Origin of the sequence: Pseudomonas sp. NPDC090233 (assembly GCF_044772285.1) — a bacterium.
GTDB lineage: Bacteria > Pseudomonadota > Gammaproteobacteria > Pseudomonadales > Pseudomonadaceae > Aquipseudomonas.
This window is the reverse complement of record NZ_JBIVYQ010000006.1, coordinates 181996-199810: the sequence shown is the minus strand read 5'-3', so window position 1 is coordinate 199810 and position 17815 is coordinate 181996. Positions and strand designations below refer to the sequence as shown.

Annotated in this window: 20 protein-coding genes; 18 read left to right on the top strand and 2 right to left on the bottom strand. The window is 65.8% G+C overall.

The genetic code is table 11. From position 1 onward, the window contains the following. The first annotated feature begins 234 nt into the window (after positions 1 to 234). The 17 genes from ACIQUF_RS18220 to ACIQUF_RS18140 are packed head-to-tail and all read left to right on the top strand — an operon-like array spanning position 235 to position 15051. Positions 235 to 951, top strand: a complete 717-nt coding sequence (locus ACIQUF_RS18220; RefSeq protein WP_403133911.1) for a beta-ketoacyl synthase chain length factor — start codon at positions 235 to 237, stop codon at positions 949 to 951. After that, positions 927 to 1745, top strand: coding sequence for a lysophospholipid acyltransferase family protein (locus tag ACIQUF_RS18215; protein ID WP_403133909.1), 819 nt, complete (start codon positions 927 to 929; stop codon positions 1743 to 1745). Before ACIQUF_RS18220 ends, ACIQUF_RS18215 begins: the two co-directional genes overlap by 25 nt. Further along, positions 1714 to 1986 (top strand): phosphopantetheine-binding protein, encoded by a 273-nt coding sequence (locus tag ACIQUF_RS18210; RefSeq protein WP_403133906.1) that lies wholly within the window; start codon positions 1714 to 1716, stop codon positions 1984 to 1986. The genes ACIQUF_RS18215 and ACIQUF_RS18210 overlap by 32 nt, the downstream gene beginning before the upstream one ends. Positions 1987 to 1995: 9 nt before the next feature. Further along, the gene (locus ACIQUF_RS18205) at positions 1996 to 2250 is read left to right on the top strand and encodes an acyl carrier protein (protein ID WP_403133905.1); all 255 of its coding nucleotides are present in this window, start codon (positions 1996 to 1998) and stop codon (positions 2248 to 2250) included. Then, positions 2247 to 2789, top strand: coding sequence for a hypothetical protein (locus ACIQUF_RS18200; protein WP_403133903.1), 543 nt, complete (start codon positions 2247 to 2249; stop codon positions 2787 to 2789). Before ACIQUF_RS18205 ends, ACIQUF_RS18200 begins: the two co-directional genes overlap by 4 nt. Further along, positions 2786 to 4465 carry an AMP-binding protein gene (locus ACIQUF_RS18195; RefSeq protein ID WP_403133901.1) on the top strand — a complete coding sequence of 560 codons (1680 nt, stop codon included), beginning with the start codon at positions 2786 to 2788 and terminating at the stop codon, positions 4463 to 4465. Before ACIQUF_RS18200 ends, ACIQUF_RS18195 begins: the two co-directional genes overlap by 4 nt. Further along, positions 4458 to 5192, top strand: coding sequence for a glycosyltransferase family 2 protein (locus ACIQUF_RS18190; RefSeq protein ID WP_403133897.1), 735 nt, complete (start codon positions 4458 to 4460; stop codon positions 5190 to 5192). The genes ACIQUF_RS18195 and ACIQUF_RS18190 overlap by 8 nt, the downstream gene beginning before the upstream one ends. Further along, positions 5189 to 6121 carry a glycosyl transferase gene (locus ACIQUF_RS18185; protein ID WP_403133896.1) on the top strand — a complete coding sequence of 311 codons (933 nt, stop codon included), beginning with the start codon at positions 5189 to 5191 and terminating at the stop codon, positions 6119 to 6121. Before ACIQUF_RS18190 ends, ACIQUF_RS18185 begins: the two co-directional genes overlap by 4 nt. Beyond that, positions 6102 to 7646, top strand: a complete 1545-nt coding sequence (gene hutH / locus ACIQUF_RS18180) for a histidine ammonia-lyase (protein ID WP_403133894.1) — start codon at positions 6102 to 6104, stop codon at positions 7644 to 7646. Before ACIQUF_RS18185 ends, hutH begins: the two co-directional genes overlap by 20 nt. Then, positions 7639 to 8064, top strand: a complete 426-nt coding sequence (locus tag ACIQUF_RS18175; RefSeq protein WP_403133892.1) for an acyl-CoA thioesterase — start codon at positions 7639 to 7641, stop codon at positions 8062 to 8064. The genes hutH and ACIQUF_RS18175 overlap by 8 nt, the downstream gene beginning before the upstream one ends. Then, complete coding sequence (locus tag ACIQUF_RS18170; RefSeq protein ID WP_403133889.1) at positions 8061 to 8654, top strand: outer membrane lipoprotein carrier protein LolA; 594 nt, start codon at positions 8061 to 8063, stop codon at positions 8652 to 8654. Before ACIQUF_RS18175 ends, ACIQUF_RS18170 begins: the two co-directional genes overlap by 4 nt. Then, on the top strand, positions 8638 to 10965 hold the full coding sequence (locus ACIQUF_RS18165) for an MMPL family transporter (protein ID WP_403133888.1): 2328 nt from the start codon (positions 8638 to 8640) through the stop codon (positions 10963 to 10965). The genes ACIQUF_RS18170 and ACIQUF_RS18165 overlap by 17 nt, the downstream gene beginning before the upstream one ends. Beyond that, the gene (locus ACIQUF_RS18160; RefSeq protein WP_403133886.1) at positions 10962 to 11447 is read left to right on the top strand and encodes a hypothetical protein; all 486 of its coding nucleotides are present in this window, start codon (positions 10962 to 10964) and stop codon (positions 11445 to 11447) included. The genes ACIQUF_RS18165 and ACIQUF_RS18160 overlap by 4 nt, the downstream gene beginning before the upstream one ends. Then, positions 11444 to 12637, top strand: coding sequence for a beta-ketoacyl-[acyl-carrier-protein] synthase family protein (locus tag ACIQUF_RS18155; RefSeq protein WP_403133883.1), 1194 nt, complete (start codon positions 11444 to 11446; stop codon positions 12635 to 12637). The genes ACIQUF_RS18160 and ACIQUF_RS18155 overlap by 4 nt, the downstream gene beginning before the upstream one ends. Next, complete coding sequence (locus tag ACIQUF_RS18150) at positions 12634 to 13104, top strand: 3-hydroxylacyl-ACP dehydratase (protein WP_403133881.1); 471 nt, start codon at positions 12634 to 12636, stop codon at positions 13102 to 13104. The genes ACIQUF_RS18155 and ACIQUF_RS18150 overlap by 4 nt, the downstream gene beginning before the upstream one ends. Next, a complete protein-coding gene (gene fabG, locus ACIQUF_RS18145; RefSeq protein WP_403133879.1) occupies positions 13097 to 13825 on the top strand; it encodes a 3-oxoacyl-ACP reductase FabG in 729 nt (242 codons plus the stop codon). Before ACIQUF_RS18150 ends, fabG begins: the two co-directional genes overlap by 8 nt. Beyond that, entirely contained in the window at positions 13825 to 15051 is a 1227-nt protein-coding gene (locus ACIQUF_RS18140) for a beta-ketoacyl-ACP synthase (protein ID WP_403133876.1), read from the top strand. The genes fabG and ACIQUF_RS18140 overlap by 1 nt, the downstream gene beginning before the upstream one ends. A 4-nt stretch (positions 15052 to 15055) precedes the next feature. Here ACIQUF_RS18140 and ACIQUF_RS18135 read toward each other — a convergent pair whose 3' ends face one another. Next, on the bottom strand, positions 15056 to 15949 hold the full coding sequence (locus ACIQUF_RS18135) for a LysR substrate-binding domain-containing protein (RefSeq protein ID WP_403133874.1): 894 nt from the start codon (positions 15947 to 15949) through the stop codon (positions 15056 to 15058). A gap of 196 nt (positions 15950 to 16145) precedes the next feature. On the opposite strand from ACIQUF_RS18135, the gene ACIQUF_RS18130 reads away from it, so the two are divergent. Next, positions 16146 to 17303, top strand: coding sequence for an MFS transporter (locus ACIQUF_RS18130; protein ID WP_403134456.1), 1158 nt, complete (start codon positions 16146 to 16148; stop codon positions 17301 to 17303). Positions 17304 to 17390: 87 nt separating this feature from the next. Here the strand turns inward: ACIQUF_RS18130 and ACIQUF_RS18125 are convergent, their stop codons facing one another. Beyond that, positions 17391 to 17738 carry a YgiW/YdeI family stress tolerance OB fold protein gene (locus ACIQUF_RS18125; RefSeq protein ID WP_403133872.1) on the bottom strand — a complete coding sequence of 116 codons (348 nt, stop codon included), beginning with the start codon at positions 17736 to 17738 and terminating at the stop codon, positions 17391 to 17393. Positions 17739 to 17815: the final 77 nt, after the last annotated feature.

Sequence of the window (17815 nt, the reverse complement as noted above, 5' to 3'; positions counted from 1 at the left end):
GGGCGCAAACGGCGACCAGCAGCCGCTTTGCACCGCCCATCGGAAATCACTTACAGCCTCTACAGGCATTGACGTAATCACGCATGGCAATTGTCTGATGGCAATCATGTAACCTGTGTTTGCTACACACCCCCGGCACCGGGATAATTGCGCGCCATTCGGCACATGCGCCAACCCGGTTTCGAGTTACTCCCTGCGCAGGAAACCCCATAGGGCGGGAAGTCAGAAAACATCGTGATCACCTTCGATATCAGCCAATGGCGCGCCTGGGCCCCGGGCCTACAGACGCCTGCCGAGTGGCAGGCCTGGGCGCAGGGCAGCCTGTGCCCTGCAGTCGACGGGCCGTCCCCGGACGTGTCGTTCCTGCCCGCCCTGCAGCGTCGTCGCCTCAGCCACCTGGCGCGCATGGCATTCGCCGTGGGCTGGCCGTTGGCCGAGGGGCGCGAGGCTTTGCCGCTGGTGTTCGTCTCGCGCCATGGTGAAACACCCAGAACCTTCGCCATGCTCTGCGAACTGGCCGAGAAGCAACCCCTGTCGCCGACCCAGTTCAGCCTCTCGGTACACAACGCAGTGATCGGCCTGTGGTCGATACTACGCGGCGAAACCAGCGAAATGACCGCCCTGGCCGCGGCCGGCGATGGCTTCGAGCACGGTGTGCTGGAAGCTGCCGCGCTGCTGGCCGAAGGCGCGCCTGCGGTGCTGCTGATCGTCACCGAAGAGCTGCCGGCCGAGGCCTACCGCCCATGGATCGACGATGTGCCGTTTGGCTATGCGGTTGGCCTGCTGCTGACCCCAGGCGAGCAATGGCGGCTGGCCGCGCAGCCCTCCTCGTCGGCTCAAGCGACCGAACTGCCCCATGCCCTGAGCTGGTTGCACGCCATGCTCACGGGCCAGGATTTCTTCACTCATTCGTGGATGCGCCGCGCATGGAACTGGCAACGACAGCCGTGAGTAGGTTTCGCGATGCCTACTACTGGCGCCTGCTGGCCACCGCCGCGAGCTTTTTCGTGTTCGGCCTGGGCAGCCTGGGCCTCGGGCTGCTGGTGTTTCCGCTGCTGGCCTGCTTGCCTGGTGGCGCGGTGCGCCATCGCCAACGTGCCCGCCATACCATCAGCTGGTTGTTCTGGCGCTTCATTCGCCTGATGCGCGGACTGGGTGTGCTGACTTATCGAATCGACGGCGCAGAACGTCTGGGCCGACCAGGCCAGTTGATCATCGCCAACCACCCCTCGCTGATCGATGTGGTGTTCCTGATCGGCCTGGTGCGTCAGGCCAACTGCGTGGTCAAGCACAGCCTGTTCGCCAACCCGTTTACCCGTGGCCCGATCACAGAAGCCCAGTACATCGGCAATGACGGCAGCGTGGATATGCTCGACAATGCCGTGGCGTCACTAAACCAGGGCCAGCCGCTGATCATTTTCCCCGAGGGCACGCGCACGCCGCCCGGCCAGATGCCGGCCTTTCATCGCGGCGCCGCGGCAATTGCCTTGCGCGGTGCGAAAATCATCACGCCGGTGACCATCAAGGTCAGCCCCACCACCCTGACCAAAAACGAGCCCTGGTACCGCATACCAAGCCGCCGCGTGCACTTCACACTTCACGTCGGCGCCGATATCGACCCCCAGGCGTTCGCCGCGCAGGGGCCTGCGCCGCAGGCGTCGCGCAAACTCAACGACTACCTGCACCAGTACTACATCAAGGAGCTCGCCACCGATGAGCGTGCCACAACAAGACCTCAACCGTGACCTCAAGCAATTGATCATCGACGCCCTGGGCCTCGAAGATATCAGCGTGCAGGACATCGACGACCAGCAACCGCTGTTCGGCGAAGGCCTGGGCCTGGACTCGGTCGACGCCCTGGAGCTGGGCCTGGCCCTGCAGAAACGCTACGGCATCAAGATCGATGCCGAGGCCAAGGACACCCGCAACCACTTCAGCAACGTCGCCGCTCTGGCCGCGTTCGTCACTGCCCGTCAGGCCGCCTGAGACCGCACCATGCAAACCCGCGAAGACATCTACGACATCCTCAGCGACGCCCTGGTCGAACTGTTCGAACTCGACCCCAAGGCCATCAGCCTGCAATCCAACCTGTACCAGGACCTGGAAATCGACAGCATCGACGCCATCGACCTGCTCGACCACATCAAGCGCCAGACCGGCAAGAAGATCGCCGCTGATGACTTCAAGTCGGTGCGTACCGTCAATGATGTGGTCGAAGCCGTGTTCCGCCTGGTCAACCCGGCGGCATGAAGCGCCTGCTCGGCCTCGGCCTGCTGCTGGCAGGTGTGCTGTACCCGTTTGCCGTCTACTTTGGCATGGCCCACTTCGCCCCCTGGCAGTTCGGTCTACTGCTCGGCGCGCTGTGGCTGGCCCGTGCACTGGGCACACGGCGGCCGGGCAACCTGTGGATGGCCGTCGCGGCGCTGGCATTCTGCGTGCTGCTGGGGCTGTCCGACAGCGCGCAGCTGCTGCGCTGGTACCCGGTGCTGATCAACAGCTTCCTGCTGGCCCTGTTCGGCGCCAGCCTGCTGCGCGGCATGCCGATGGCCGAACGCCTGGCGCGCCTGCGTGAACCGCAGCTGCCGCCCCGGGCGGTGCGCTACACGCGCCGTGTAACTCAGGTGTGGTGCAGTTTTTTCCTGGTCAATGGCCTGATCGCTGCCGGCCTTACCCTGTGGGCACCACTGAGCTGGTGGACCCTGTACAACGGCCTGATCGCCTATGCCGCAATGGGCCTGCTGTTCGCCGTCGAGTGGCGGATCAGACAACGTGTACGAGCGGGCTCATGAACTGGATCAACCTCGAACACCTGCTGCAGCCCACCGCCGCGCCGCGCCCGGTCACCCAGGCACCGGCACTGACCCATGCCGAGTTGTGCGACCAGGCGCTGCGCCTGGCCGGTGGCCTGCAACAGCGTGGCGTGCAGCGCCTGGCCGTCCACCTGGAAGATGCCGCGCAGCTGGCCATCGCCCTGCTCGGCGCCTGGCGCGCGGGCGTCGAGGTGCTGCTGCCGGCAGACCTGCAGCCAGGCACCCGCGTGCGGTGGAGCGCTCAGGTCGACCTGTGGCTCAGTGACCAGCCTGGTGACGCCACCCTTGCCGACCTTCAAGCCGCGCCGCTGGCGCCCGCCGACCTGGATCTGCAGCGATGCCGGATCAGCCTGTGTACCTCAGGCTCCAGCGGCGAGCCCAAGCGTATCGACAAGCAACTGCGCCAGCTGGCCAACGAGGTGCTGGCCCTGGAACGCTTGTGGGGCGATGCGTTGGGCCAGGCCTGGATCATCGGCAGTGTCGCCACCCAGCATATCTATGGCCTGCTGTTTCGCGTGCTCTGGCCGCTGTGCGCAGGGCGCGGTTTCGAGCGGCGCCAGCTGCCCTTCCCCGAAGACCTGCAGCGCGCCAGCAGCGCCCACCCGGCCTTCGCCTGGGTGGCCAGCCCAGCCCTGCTCAAGCGCATGGGCGATAACCTCGACTGGCCGGCCCTGAGCCGCGTGCGCAAGGTCTTCTCCTCAGGCGGCGAACTGCCGGCCGAAGCCGCGCAAAGGCTGCACCAGCGCCTCGGCCAATGGCCCACGGAGATCTTCGGCAGTTCGGAAACCGGCGGCATCGCCTGGCGCCAGGGCGCCGCCCTGTGGCAGCCGTTTGCCGATGTGCAACTGAGCCTGGATGCGCACGGCGCCTTGTGCATCGCCTCGCCGTACTTGCCAGCAGGCCATATCGAATGCAGCGCAGATGCCGCCGACATCGCCAGCGACGGACGCTTCACATTGCTTGGCCGCCTTGACCGCATCGTCAAGCTGGAAGAAAAACGCATTGCCCTGCCGCTGCTTGAACAGGTGCTGTGCGACCACGCCTGGGTTGCTGATGCGCGTTTAGGTGTGATCGAGCAAGGCCGCGCCTACCTCGGCGCCCTGCTGGTGCTATCGCCCGCCGGCCTGCACGCTTTGCGCAATCAAGGGCGGCGCGCCTTGATCGGCAGCTTGCGCGAACACCTGGCGGGCCACTGCGAGGCCACGGCCCTGCCTCGGCGCTGGCGCCTGCTACGCGAGCTGCCGCACAACGCCCAGGGCAAACTGCCCCAGGCTGACGTGCAAGCGCTGTTGCTGGCCGCCCGCTGCATGGCCCCGGAGGTACTGGGGCAAGCGGTGCAAGGCGATGAACTGCAGCTGCACTTGGCCGTGCCGCCGGATCTGGCCTGCTTCCCCGGCCATTTCCCGCAAACCCCAGTGCTGCCTGGCGTGGTGCAAGTCGACTGGGCGATTGCCTTGGCCAGTGAACGGCTCACGCCCGGACAGCGGTTCGCCGGCATGGAAGTGATCAAGTTTCAGCACGTGGTGCGCCCAGGTGATGAACTGACGCTGAACCTGCGCTTCGATGCCGAACGCGGCAAGCTCTATTTCAGTTACCACTGCGCCGAGCAGGTCTGCGCCAGCGGCCGAATTCTGCTGGAGGCCGATCATGCATAAGCCCTGTGCGGTGATCCCGGTGTACGACCACGAAGACGCTGTGCCAGCCGTGGTCGCCGAGCTGCTGCGCGCCGGCCTGCCCTGCGTGCTGGTCGACGACGCCAGCCATGCGCCCTGCGCCCAGGTGTTGCGGCAACTGGCCGAACAGCCGCGGGTTTTCCTGGTCACACTGGCGGTCAACCAGGGCAAGGGCGGCGCGGTCATGGCCGGGCTGCGCGAAGCGGCGCGGCTGGGTTTCAGCCATGCCCTGCAGGTGGACGCCGATGGCCAGCACGACCTGGCCGACATCAGCCATTTCCTGGCCCGTTCGCAGGCTTGTCCACAGGCCCTGGTGTGCGGTTATCCACAGTACGACGCCAGCGTGCCCAAGGGGCGCCTGTATGCCCGCTACCTCACCCACGTATGGGTGTGGATCAACAGCCTGTCGCTGCAGATCCCCGATTCGATGTGCGGTTTCCGGGTTTACCCGTTGCCTGCCACCCTGGCACTTATCGACAGCGTGGCACTGGGCCGACGGATGGATTTCGACCCCGAGATCCTGGTCCGCCTGGCCTGGCGCAACCAGCCCATGTGCTGGCTGCCGACCCGCGTGCATTACCCGCAGGACGGCCGTTCGCATTTCCGCCTGGTGCATGACAACGCGCTGATCTCGAAAATGCACGCCAAACTGTTTTTCGGCATGCTCGTGCGCGCCCCGCTGATCCTCTGGCGCAGGTGGCGCCGATGAACCAGCAGCATTGGGCCGAGCAGCAGGAGCGTGGCAGTTTCTGGCTGATGAAACTGACCGCCGCCCTGCTGCGCCTGCTCGGCCGCCGCGCGCTGAGCCCGCTGATCCACCTGATCGTCGGCTATTTCTTCCTGTTCGGCCGCCGCGCCCGGCGCAGCGCCTGGCAATACCAGCAACGCCTGCAGCAGTGGAGCGGCGGGCAGACTGCGCGCCCCAGCCATTGGCAGGTGTTCCGCCAGTTCATGGCCTTCGCCGATGCCCTGCTGGACAAGCTCGACGTATGGCATGGCAAGCTTAGCCTGGCCGACATCGACATCGACGACCCCGGCCAGCTGCGCCGGCAGTTGCGTGGCGAGCGTGGGCAGATGCTGGTGGGCGCGCACCTGGGTAACCTGGAGGTCTGCCGCGCCCTGGCCGAACTTGGCGAGCAAGTGCCGATGAACGTGCTGGTGCATACCCGCCACGCCGAACGCTTCAACCGCCTGCTCGGTGAAGCCGGGGCGAACAATGTGCGGCTGATCCAGGTCAGCGAGCTGGACCCGGCGATCATGCTGCAACTGGCCGAGCGCCTGGAGCATGGCGAGTGGCTGGCCATCGCCGGCGACCGCGTGCCGCTGCATGGCGCCCGCACCGTCGAGGTGGACTTCCTCGGCCACCGGGCGGCCTTCCCGCAAGGCCCGTGGTTGCTGGCCGGCATGCTCGAATGCCCGATCAACCTGCTGTTCTGTCTCAAGCACCAGGGCCGCTATCGCATCACCCTCGAACCCTTTGCCGAACGCCTGCAGTGGCGCCGCGGCCAGCGCGATCAGCTGATCGCCGAGTGGACCACACGCTATGCCGAACGCCTGGGTCATTACTGTACCCAGGCGCCCTTGCAGTGGTTCAATTTCTACCCCTTCTGGAAGACCGATGACGATGCATCCGCATGAGCCTGTAACGTTCGGCGAGTCGCCGCTGGCAATCGAAGATGTCCTGGCCCTGGCCGAGCGCCGGGCAACGGTGCGCCTGCAGGATGACGCCGCCTACCGCGAGCGCATTGCCCGTGGCGCGCGCTTTCTCGACACCTTGCTCGACAAGGAAGGGGTGATCTACGGCGTGACCACCGGCTACGGCGACTCCTGCGTGGTGGCCGTGCCGCTGGAGCATGTCGAAGCCCTGCCCCGCCACCTGTACACCTTCCATGGCTGCGGCCTGGGCAAGCTGCTCGATGCCGCCGCCACCCGCGCCGTACTCGCCGCCCGCCTGCGCTCGCTGAGCCACGGCGTATCGGGTGTGCGCCTGGAACTGCTGGAGCGGCTGCGCGACTTTCTCGCCCACGACATCCTGCCGCTGATCCCCGAAGAGGGCTCGGTGGGTGCCAGCGGCGACCTGACGCCACTGTCCTATGTGGCCGCGACCCTGTCGGGCGAGCGCGAGCTGATCTACCAGGGCCAGCGCCGCAGCAGTGCCGAGGTGCACCGCGAACTGGGCTGGCAACCTTTGGTGCTGCGGCCCAAGGAAGCCCTGGCGCTGATGAACGGCACTGCGGTGATGACCGGCCTGGCCTGCCTGGCCTTCGCCCGCGCCGACTATCTGCTGCAGCTGGCCACGCGCATCACCGCACTCAACGTCATCGGCCTGCAGGGCAACCCCGAGCACTTCGACGAACGCCTGTTCGCCGCCAAACCGCACCCCGGCCAGACCCTGGTCGCCGCCTGGTTACGCCGGGACCTCGCCATCGACGCCCCGCTGCCGCCGCTGCACCGCCTGCAGGACCGCTACTCGCTGCGCTGTGCCCCGCATGTGCTGGGCGTGCTGGCCGATAGCCTGGGCTGGCTGCGTGGCTTCATCGAGACCGAACTGAACAGTGCCAACGACAACCCGATCATCGACGGCGACGCCGAGCGAGTGCTGCATGGCGGGCACTTCTACGGCGGCCACATCGCCTTCGCCATGGACAGCCTGAAGACCTTGGTAGCCAACGTCGCCGACCTGCTCGACCGGCAACTCGCGCTGCTGGTCGACACCCGCTACAACCACGGCCTGCCGAGCAACCTGTCAGGGGCCGACGCTGACCGGGCGATGCTCAATCACGGCTTCAAGGCCGTACAGATCGGCGCCAGCGCCTGGACTGCCGAAGCCCTCAAGCAGACCATGCCGGCCAGCGTGTTCTCGCGCTCCACCGAATGCCACAACCAGGACAAGGTGAGCATGGGCACCATCGCCGCACGCGACGCCCTGCGCGTGCTGGAACTGACCGAACAGGTCGCCGCCGCCGCCCTGCTGGCGGCCAACCAGGGCGTCTGGTTGCGCACCCGACAAAACCCGGCAAACATCCTGCCCCCGGCGCTGGCAAGCATGCACGAAGCGTTGCTCGCAGACTTTGCCCCGGTCGTCGAAGACCGTGCCCTGGAAAGCGACCTGCGCCTGTGCCTCAAGCGCATCGGCGAACGCCACTGGAGGCTGCATGCGTAACCCCGGTGTGTTCCATGTCGACAGCGAAATCGTCGTGCCTTTTTTCGATGTCGACAGCATGCACGTTGTCTGGCACGGGCATTACGTCAAATACCTCGAAGTGGCCCGCTGCGCCTTGCTCGACCGCCTGGCGCACAACTACCTGCAGATGCAGGCCAGCGGTTATGCGTGGCCGGTGATCGACCTGCAGTTGCGCTATATTCGCGGCGCCACCTTCGGCCAGCGCCTGACCGTGCGCGCCAGCCTGGTGGAATGGGAGAACCGCCTGAAGATCCACTACCTGATCAGTGACGCCGGCACTGGCGAGCGCCTGACCCGCGCCAGCACCGTGCAAGTGGCCGTGCACATCGAAAGCGGCGAGATGCAACTGGCCTCGCCGCAGGTAATGCTCGATGCGGTGCAGCAGGTGCTGGCATGAAGCGCCTTGTGGTGCTGCTTGGCCTGCTGATCATCAGCCCATTGGCCTTGGCCTTCGGCCTCGACGGCCTGCAAAAACAACTGAGCGAACCGGCCGTTGTCAGCGGCCCGTTCGTGCAGGAAAAACACCTGCGCGCCCTGCCCCAGCCGCTGATCAGCAAAGGCCGCTTCGTCCTCGCCCGCGATCACGGCCTGCTGTGGCAACTGCAAACGCCACTGCGCCAGGATTACCGCATCACGGCCACTGGCATCGACCGCCGCGACCCGAGCGGCTGGCAAACCCTGCCCAGCCGCAGCGCGGGGGCCGAGCAGAACCGCTTGTTCTTCGCCGTGCTGCAAGGCGACAGCAGTGGCCTTCAACGGGACTTCGAACTGGCCCTGTCGGGTACCGCGCAGCAATGGCAGTTGCGCCTGACACCGCGTTCGCTGCTGCTCAAGCAGATCTTCACGCGCATTGACATCAATGGCGGGCAGTTCGTCGAACGCATCGAACTGAGCGAAACCCAGGGCGACAGCACCGTGCTGCGCATGCCCGAAAGCCACGGCGCAGCGGTATTGAGCGATGCGCAGCGCAATGACTTTGCCAACTGAACGTCTGCTGCCGCGCCTGTTCCTGGGGCTGCTGCTGGTCATTCTGGCGCTCGCTGGCTGGCAGTGGCACCGCGCAGCGCCGTTGTCGGCAGACCTGATGACGCTCGTCCCCGGTGCCACCGAGGACCCGCTGCTCAAGCGCGCCGAACAGCGCATGCAGGAACCGCTCAACCGCGAACTGCTGGTGCTGGTAGGCCACAAGGACCGCCAGCAAGCGTTGACTCTGGCGCAATCACTGGCTGAGAAATGGCAGGCCAGCGGCCTGTTCGAAACGGTGCAGTGGAGCCTGCAGACCGACCTGCAGGCCGTGCGCGAACAACTGCTGCACGGGCGCCTGGCGCTGCTGGCGGCCAGCGATCGCCGGCAACTGGTCGAGCAGCCCGATGCTTTTATCGAGCAGCGCGTGCAAAGCCTGTTCGATCCCTTCGCAAGCTTCAGCCTGGTCCCTAGCCAGGACGACTGGCTGGGCCTGACCGGGCGCATTCAGAACAGCCAGCCGAAGCCCGCCAATGTGCAGCTGGACACCGCCAGTGGCGCGCTGATTGCTGAAGCGGACGGCCAACACTGGGTGCTGCTGCGCGCCCGCACGCTGGGCAATGCTTTCGATCTGAACCTGCCATTGCAGGTCGCCGAACTGCTCGCAAAAGGCCGTGTGCAGGCGGATCAATCCGGCGCCCACCTGCTGGCGGCCAGCGGCCTGCTGCATGCCGCCGCCGGGCAGCAGCAAGCCAGCCGGGAAATCACCTGGGTAGGCGGCGGCGCCACACTGGGCATCCTGCTGTTGCTGCTGCTGGCGTTCCGCCGCTGGCGGGTGCTGCTGGCCTTCGTGCCGGTGCTGGTGGGCATGCTGTTCGGTTCGGTGGTATGCGTGGCGCTGTTCGGCCAGATGCATGTGATGACCCTGGTGCTCGGTTCAAGCCTGATCGGCGTAGCCGTGGACTACCCGCTGCACTACCTGTCCAAGAGCTGGAGCCTCAAACCCTGGCGCAGTTGGCCGGCCGTACGCCTGACCGCACCCGGCATGAGCCTGAGCCTGGCGACCAGTTGCATCGGCTATCTGGCGCTGGCCTTCACGCCCTTCCCGGCGCTGACGCAAATTGCCGCGTTCTCGGCGGCCGGCCTGATCGGCGCGTACCTCAGCGCGGTGTGCCTGCTACCGGCGCTGCTCGCTGGCATGCAATTGCAGCCTGCACGCTGGCCCTTGCGGATCGCCGAGACGCTCACCCTCTGGCGCGAACGGCTGCTGTGCAAAGTGCCGAGTGCCGTGCTGTTGGGGCTGCTGATGGTCTTCTGCGCGGCGGGCCTGTGGCGCCTGAGCAGCCACAACGATATTCGCCAATGGGTCGCCAGCCCGCCGCAGTTGCTCGAAGAAGCGCAAGCTGTCGCACGCATCACAGGCTATCAGCCCACCAGCCAGTTCTACCTGGTGCGAGGCGCCGATCAGCAACAGCTGCTCGAGCGCCTGAAGCGGCTGTCGGGCAAGCTCGATGAACTGATCGAACTGGGCAAGCTCAAGGGTTACATGAGCCTCGGCCAAGTGGCCGCCAGCCCGGCGGAACAGGCCCAGGCACGCCAAGCCCTGTCGGCGTTGCCGGAACATTGGCAGCCGTTGCTCGACCTGGGCGTGCCGCAGGCGGCGCTGCAAGCTGAGTTGCAGCGGTTGCAGCAATTGCCGACGCAAACCATCGAACAACTGCTGGCTGGGCCATTGGCCGAAGCCTGGCGACCGCTATGGCTGGGCGCCGATGGTGCGGGCGTTGCCGCCATCGTCAGCTTGCAGGGCCTGGGCGATGCGGCATTGCTGCGCCTGCAGGTCGAAGACCTCGACGGCGTGCAGCTGGTGGACCGCCTGGGCGAGCTGAACCACTTGTTCGCCGCCACTCAGGTGAGCGCCGCCGAGCTGAAGTTGCTGTCCTGCGCGCTGATCCTGGTCCTGCTGGTGCTGCCGTTCGGCCTGCGTGGCGCACTGCGCATCGTCGCATTACCGCTGCTGGCGGCACTGTGCAGCTTGGCCTGCATGGGCTGGCTGGGCCAACCGCTGACCCTGTTCAGCCTGTTCGGCCTGCTGCTGGTAACGGCCATCAGTGTCGACTATGCGATCCTCATGCACGAACATATTGGAGGCGCCGCAGTGAGCCTGCTCGGCACCTTGCTGGCAGCAGTCACCACCTGGCTTTCGTTCGGTCTGCTGGCGCTGTCGGCTACCCCAGCCGTCAGCAACTTCGGCCTGGCGGTCAGCCTGGGGCTGGCTTTCAGTTTCCTGCTGGCGCCTTGGGCTGCGCCGCGCCCAGCCCCCCAGGAGCAGCCATGAAATACCTGACGACCCTCGCCCTATGCCTGCTGCTCGGTGCCTGCAGCGCACGTCCACCCTTGCCGGCCCGCGAACCGACGCTCGAACTGCCACAGCAGTTGCATGTGCTGCGTGAGCAGGCCGGCCAGCGCCAGGACTGGTTGCTGGTGATACAGCGCGAAGATCAGCGCCTGCGCTGGTCGCTGCTCGACCTGCTGGGCATGCCCCAGGCGCGCCAGTTGCTCGACGGCCAGCAGTGGCAAGCCGACGGCCTGCTGCCGCCCAACCCGGCGGCCCGTGAGCTGTTCGCCGCCGTGCTGTTCGCCCTGACGCCCACTGAGCAGTTGTCGCAGCTCTACCCCGACGCACGCCAGCAGGGCCGGCAGCGCTGGCTGGGCGAGCGCTGGCAGGTCAGTTATCAGGGGCCGCGCACGTTCGCCTTGAAACTCGGCCAGGGCCTGAGTTATCGAATCGATCCAATGCCCAGCGAGAACGCGCCATGACCGCCTACCTCAATGCCCTGGGCCTGGTCTGCGCCCTCGGTCGCGGCCAGGCCGACGTCGCCGCCCGGTTGCTGGCCGGCGATTGCTCAGGCATGCAACCTGCGGCCGACTGGGTGCCCGGACGTTGCCTGCCGGTCGGCGCAGTGCGCGGCGTATTGCCCACGGTGCCTCTGGCCGAGCATCACAGCCGCAACAACCAGTTGCTGTACGCCGCTGCCCTGCAGATCGAGCCGGCCATCCGGGCGGCGATCGAGCGCCATGGCCCGCAGCGTGTCGCTGTGGTCATCGGCACCAGCACCTCAGGCATCGATGAGGCCAGCGCAGACATCGCCTACTCTCTAAAGGCGGGTCAGTTTCCCGCACACTATCGCTACGACCAACAGGCGCTGAGCGCACCCGCCGAGTTTCTCGCCGACTGGCTGCAACTGAGCGGGCCGGCCTATGTCATTTCCACGGCCTGCACCTCCAGTGGCCGGGCCTTGATGAGCGCGCGCCGGCTGTTGCAGCTGGGGCTGTGCGATGCGGTGCTGTGCGGTGGCGTGGACACCCTGTGCGGCCTGACCCTCAACGGTTTCAGCGCGTTGGAAGCGGTCAGCGATCAACGCTGTAACCCGTTCTCGGCCAACCGCGCCGGGATCAATATCGGTGAGGCGGCTGCGCTGTTCCTGATGACCCGCGAGGCCAGTGCCGAAGGCCCATCCATTGCCCTGCTGGGCGCTGGCGCCAGCTGCGATGCCCACCACATCTCGGCGCCGGACCCTACCGGCAACGGCGCCTTGCAAGCCATGGCCAAAGCCCTCGACAATGCCGGCCTCACAGCGGCGCACATCGGCTACCTGAACCTGCATGGCACCGCCACGGCACACAATGACGCCATGGAAAGCCAGGCCGTGCACCACCTGTTCACTGGCGGTGTGCCGTGCTCGTCGAGCAAGCCCATGAGCGGCCACACCCTGGGCGCAGCAGGCGCACTGGAAGCGGCGTTCTGCTGGCTGGTGCTCAGCGGACACAACCCGCTAGGCTTGCTGCCGCCGCACGTCTGGGACGGCCAGGCCGACCCGCTGCTGCCAACACTCGATCTGGTGACCGGGCAGCACCGTCTGAGCACCGATCGGCCCCGCCGCTTGATGAGCAACTCGTTCGCCTTCGGCGGCAACAATGTCAGCCTGATTCTCGGAGATGCCCCATGATCCCCTGGCCACTGGCCGAACTGTTGCCCCACGCTGGCGAGATGATCCTGATCGATCAGGTCGACAGTTGTGACGACGAGCAGATCCACACCCGCACCCTGGTGCGCCCAGGCGGCCTGTTCAACCGTGCCGACGGCAGCCTGCCGGCTTGGCTCGGCATCGAACTGATGGCGCAAAGCGTGGCGGCCTTCGCCGGTTGTCGCGCGCGCCGCAACGGCCAACCGGTCGCGCTGGGCTTTTTGCTCGGGACACGCAAATACCAATGCGACGTCGAGCACTTTGCGCTGGGTGCCGAGCTGCACGTTCACGCCACGCGCTCTTTGGAAGACGACAACGGCATGGGCGTGTTCGAATGCCACCTGCGCGGCCCCGGTATCCATGCCAGCGCTCGGCTGAATGTGTTTACCCCGCCACAACCTACCCGTTACCTGGCAGAAGCCGGCCCTGAGGACCCCTCCCATGACTGACACCATCCTCGTCACAGGCTCCAGCCGAGGCATTGGCCGGGCCATCGCCTTGCGCCTGGCACGGGCCGGTTACGACCTGGTCCTGCATTGCCGCAGCGGCCGCGCCGAAGCCGATGGCGTGGCCGCGCAAGTCCGCGAACTGGGCCGCCAGGCACGGGTCCTGCAGTTCGATGTCGCCGACCGCGCGGCGTGCAGGGCAATCCTCGAACAGGATGTGGAAAGCCACGGCGCCTATTACGGCGTGGTGTGCAACGCCGGCCTGACCCGTGACGGCGCGTTCCCGGGGCTCAGCGAAGAGGACTGGGACCAGGTGCTGCGCACCAACCTCGACGGCTTCTTCAATGTCCTGCAACCGCTGACCATGCCGATGATCCGCCGCCGCGCGCCGGGGCGCATCGTCTGTATCACGTCGGTGTCCGGCCTGATCGGCAACCGTGGCCAAGTCAACTACAGCGCCTCCAAGGCCGGGCTGATCGGCGCGGCCAAGGCGCTGGCGATCGAGTTGGGCAAGCGCAAGATCACGGTCAACTGCGTGGCACCCGGGCTGATCGACACCGCCATGCTCGACGAGCACGTGCCGGTCGGCGAGCTGTTGAAGATGATCCCCGCCGGGCGCATGGGCACGCCTGAAGAAGTGGCCGGGGCAGTGAATTTCCTGATGTCGCCGGAGGCTTCGTACATCACCCGCCAGGTGCTGGCGGTCAATGGAGGGTTGTGCTGATGCGCCGCGTCGTGGTCACCGGCATGGGCGGCATCACCGCCCTGGGCAACGACTGGTCAACGATCGCAGGGCATTTTGCCGCGCAGCGCAGCGGCATCCGCCGCATGCAGGAGTGGGACCGCTTCGCCGAACTCAATACCCGCCTGGCCGGCCCCATCGACGACTTCGAAGTGCCCGCCCACTGGACCCGCAAACAGCTGCGCAGCATGGGCCGGGTCTCGCGCCTGGCTGTGGCTGCCGCCGAACGCGCCCTGGCCGACGCGGGGTTGCTCGGCGACCCGAGCATCCGTGACGGGCGCATGGGCGTGGCCTGTGGCTCTTCGACCGGCAGCACCGACGAGATCAAGACCTTCGGCAACATGCTGATGAACTCGGTGGCAGACGGCCTGAATGCCAATTCCTATGTGCGCATGATGCCGCACACCACCGCCGCCAACATCAGCATCTTCTTTGGCCTGACCGGGCGCCTGATCCCCACCTCCAGCGCCTGTACCAGCGGCAGCCAGGGCGTCGGCTATGCCTACGAGGCGATCAAGTACGGGCGCCTGCCGCTGATGCTCGCCGGCGGCGCTGAAGAGCTGTGCCCGACCGAGGCGATGGTGTTCGATGCGCTGTACGCCACGAGCCTGAAGAACGACACCCCGCACCTGACCCCACGGCCCTACGATGTCGCCCGCGACGGCTTGGTGATCGGCGAAGGGGGCGGCATGCTGGTACTCGAAGAACTGCAGCACGCCCTGGCCCGCGGCGCGAGGATCCATGCCGAAGTGGTCGGCTTCGGCAGCAATGCCGACGGCCAACACATCACCCGGCCAGAGCAGGTCACCATGGGCCGGGCCATGCAGCTGGCACTGGACGATGCCGGGCTGGCCGCCGACGCCATCGGCTACGTCAACGGCCACGGCACCGCTACCGAACAGGGCGACATCGCCGAGACCCAAGCCACCAGCAGCCTGTTCGGCCAGCGCATGCCGATCAGCTCGCAGAAGAGCTTCCTCGGCCACACCCTGGGGGCCTGCGGCGCGCTGGAGTCGTGGTTCAGCATCGAGATGATGAACAGCGACCGCTACGTGCCCACGCTCAATCTCGACCAGGTCGACCCGCTGTGCGGCGAGCTGGACTACCTCACCGGTGACTTCCGGGTGATGAGCAATGAGTTCGTGATGAACAACAACTTCGCCTTCGGCGGGGTCAACACCTCGCTGATTTTCCGTCGTTGGGCCTGACCGTTCAGCCCGTCATCAACCCGGTCAGCAGCTCGGCGAAGGCCTTGGCCATCGCTGAGCTGCCCCGCTCGCGCTGCACCAGCCACACCGCCGATGTGGCGCCTTCATCCAGCAAGGTGCGGTAGACCACGCCCTCGATGCGCATGCGTTGGAACGAGGCCGGCAACACCGAAACCCCCAACCCCGCCGACACCAGCCCGATGATGGTCATGGCCTCGCCCGCCTCCTGGGCGAAATGCGGGCTGAACCCGGCCTGCCGCGCCAGCCCCAGCAACTGCGCATACAGTCCACTACCGTAGCTGCGCGGGAAGAACACGAACGGCTCATGGGCCAGCGCGGCCATGTGCACACCGTGCTCGGTGCCCTCGGCCAGCGGGTGCGACGCATTGATCACCGCCACCAGCGGTTCGCGGAACAGTTCGGTGGCCACCAGGCCGTCCGGCAGCGGCATCGGCCGCATCAGCCCGACTTCGATGGACTCGTCGACCACGCCCTCGGCGACATCGCGGCTGCTCATCTCCTTGAGGTTCAGGTGCACGGCCGGGAAGCGCTGGCGAAACGCATGAATCGCCTTGGGGATTTTCGAAGTGAACGGCGCCGAGGAGGTAAAACCGATTTTCATCTCGCCCAGCTCGCCCAATTGCGCACGGCGCGCCACGTCGGCGGCCTTCTCCACCTGCGCCAGCACCTGGCGAGCCTCTTCCAGAAACAACCGCCCGGCCTCACTGAGTTCGACCCGACGATTGGTACGTTCGAACAGGCGCGCACCCAGCTCCTGCTCCAAGGCCTGGATCTGCTGGCTCAGGGGTGGCTGAGAGATGCCCAGCTGCTGGGCCGCGCGGCCAAAGTGCAGCTCTTCGGCAACGGCGATGAAATACCGCAGGTGGCGCAGTTCCATGTCAGGCTCCAGAACAGGTCGTAGAACGTCTTAAATAGGTCGAACAATATATTGGATCTAATCATTAGCCAGCTATATGCTTTTTTCATTGCGCCAGAGGTACCCACCCGTGAAAACTGCTGTATCGCCCCTCCCCGTCGACCCCGAACCTGCCCCGCTGAACGACATCTGGATCGAAAAAGGCACGCCGGCCTTCATGAAAACCGTGCTGGCCCTGTTCAGCGGCGGCTTCGCCACCTTCGCCCTGCTGTATTGCGTGCAACCCATGATGCCGCTGCTGTCGCAGGAGTTCTCGATCAACGCCGCGCAGAGCAGCCTGGTGCTGTCGGTGTCGACTGCCATGCTGGCGTTCGGCCTGCTGATCACCGGGCCGATTTCCGACCGCATCGGACGCAAGCCGGTGATGGTCTTCGCGCTGGTCTGCGCCGCCTTGTCGACCATGGTCAGCGCAGTAATGCCGACCTGGGAAGGCGTGCTCGCCACCCGGGCGTTGGTCGGCCTGTCGCTGAGCGGCCTGGCGGCGGTGGCGATGACTTACCTGAGCGAAGAAATCCACCCGCAGCACATTGGTCTGGCCATGGGTTTGTACATTGGCGGCAACGCCATCGGCGGCATGAGCGGGCGGCTGATTACAGGGGTGCTGATCGACTTCGTCAGCTGGCACACGGCGATGTTGACCATCGGCGGCCTGGCGCTGATCGCAGCCCTTGTGTTCTGGAAGGTGTTGCCCGAATCGCGCAATTTCCGCACGCAGTCGATGAACCCGCGCAATCTGCTGGACGGCTTCGTCATGCATTTCAAGGATGCCGGCCTGCCGTGGTTGTTCCTCGAAGCCTTCCTGCTGATGGGCGCCTTCGTCACCCTGTTCAATTACATCGGCTACCGTTTGCTGGCCGAGCCGTACCACATGAACCAGGCGCTGGTCGGCTTGCTGTCGGTGGTTTACCTGTCGGGTATCTACAGCTCGGCGCAAGTCGGTGCACTGGCCGACAAGCTGGGACGCCGCCGGGTGTTCTGGGCCAGTATCGTGGTCATGGCGGCCGGCCTGTTGATGACCCTGGCCGCGCCACTGGTGCTGGTGATTCTCGGCATGCTGGTGTTCACCTTCGGTTTCTTCGGCGCGCATTCGGTGGCCAGCAGCTGGATTGGCCGCCGGGCCTTGAAGGCCAAGGGGCAGGCTTCTTCGCTTTACCTGTTCTGCTATTACGCGGGGTCGAGTGTGGCGGGGACGGCGGGCGGGGTGTTCTGGCATGAATGGGGGTGGAATGGGATCGGGCTGTTCATTGGCAGCCTGCTGGCGGTGGCGTTGCTGGTGGCGTTGCACTTGAGCAAGCTGGCGCCGAAATCGGTGTGAAGCCTTCGCGGCTGAAGCCGCTCCCACAGGTATTGCACTGCTGCTAATTCCTGTGGGAGCGGCTTCAGCCGCGAAGAGGCCTCGGGATCAGTTCACAATCTCGACGATATCCACATCCACCTCACGGCTCATCAGGTGCTTCTCCACCTCACCGGTCAGCTTGACCTTGGTCTTGTCGTTGAACGGCGTCGGTGGCAGGTCTTCATCGTCGATCTCGACAGTAATGGTGCCGGTGTTGTCTTTGAATTCGTACTTGTCGTCGTTGTTGATCTTCTTGATCACATACCCCTGGAGTACCACCGGGGTGTCATCGGCTGCATCATTGGCGGCGGCGACTGTGGTGACCGACTGGGCACCCGGCCCGGTATAGCCAGCAGCCAGGGCAGCGGTGCTGATGAAAGGGGCAAGGATCAATGCGAGATAACGAGTTTTCATGAGGATCGGGTCCTGTTCCGGTTTCGATGGGACCAGATTAACGACGATCGCTGAATTCAAACTTAATCCAACCAAAA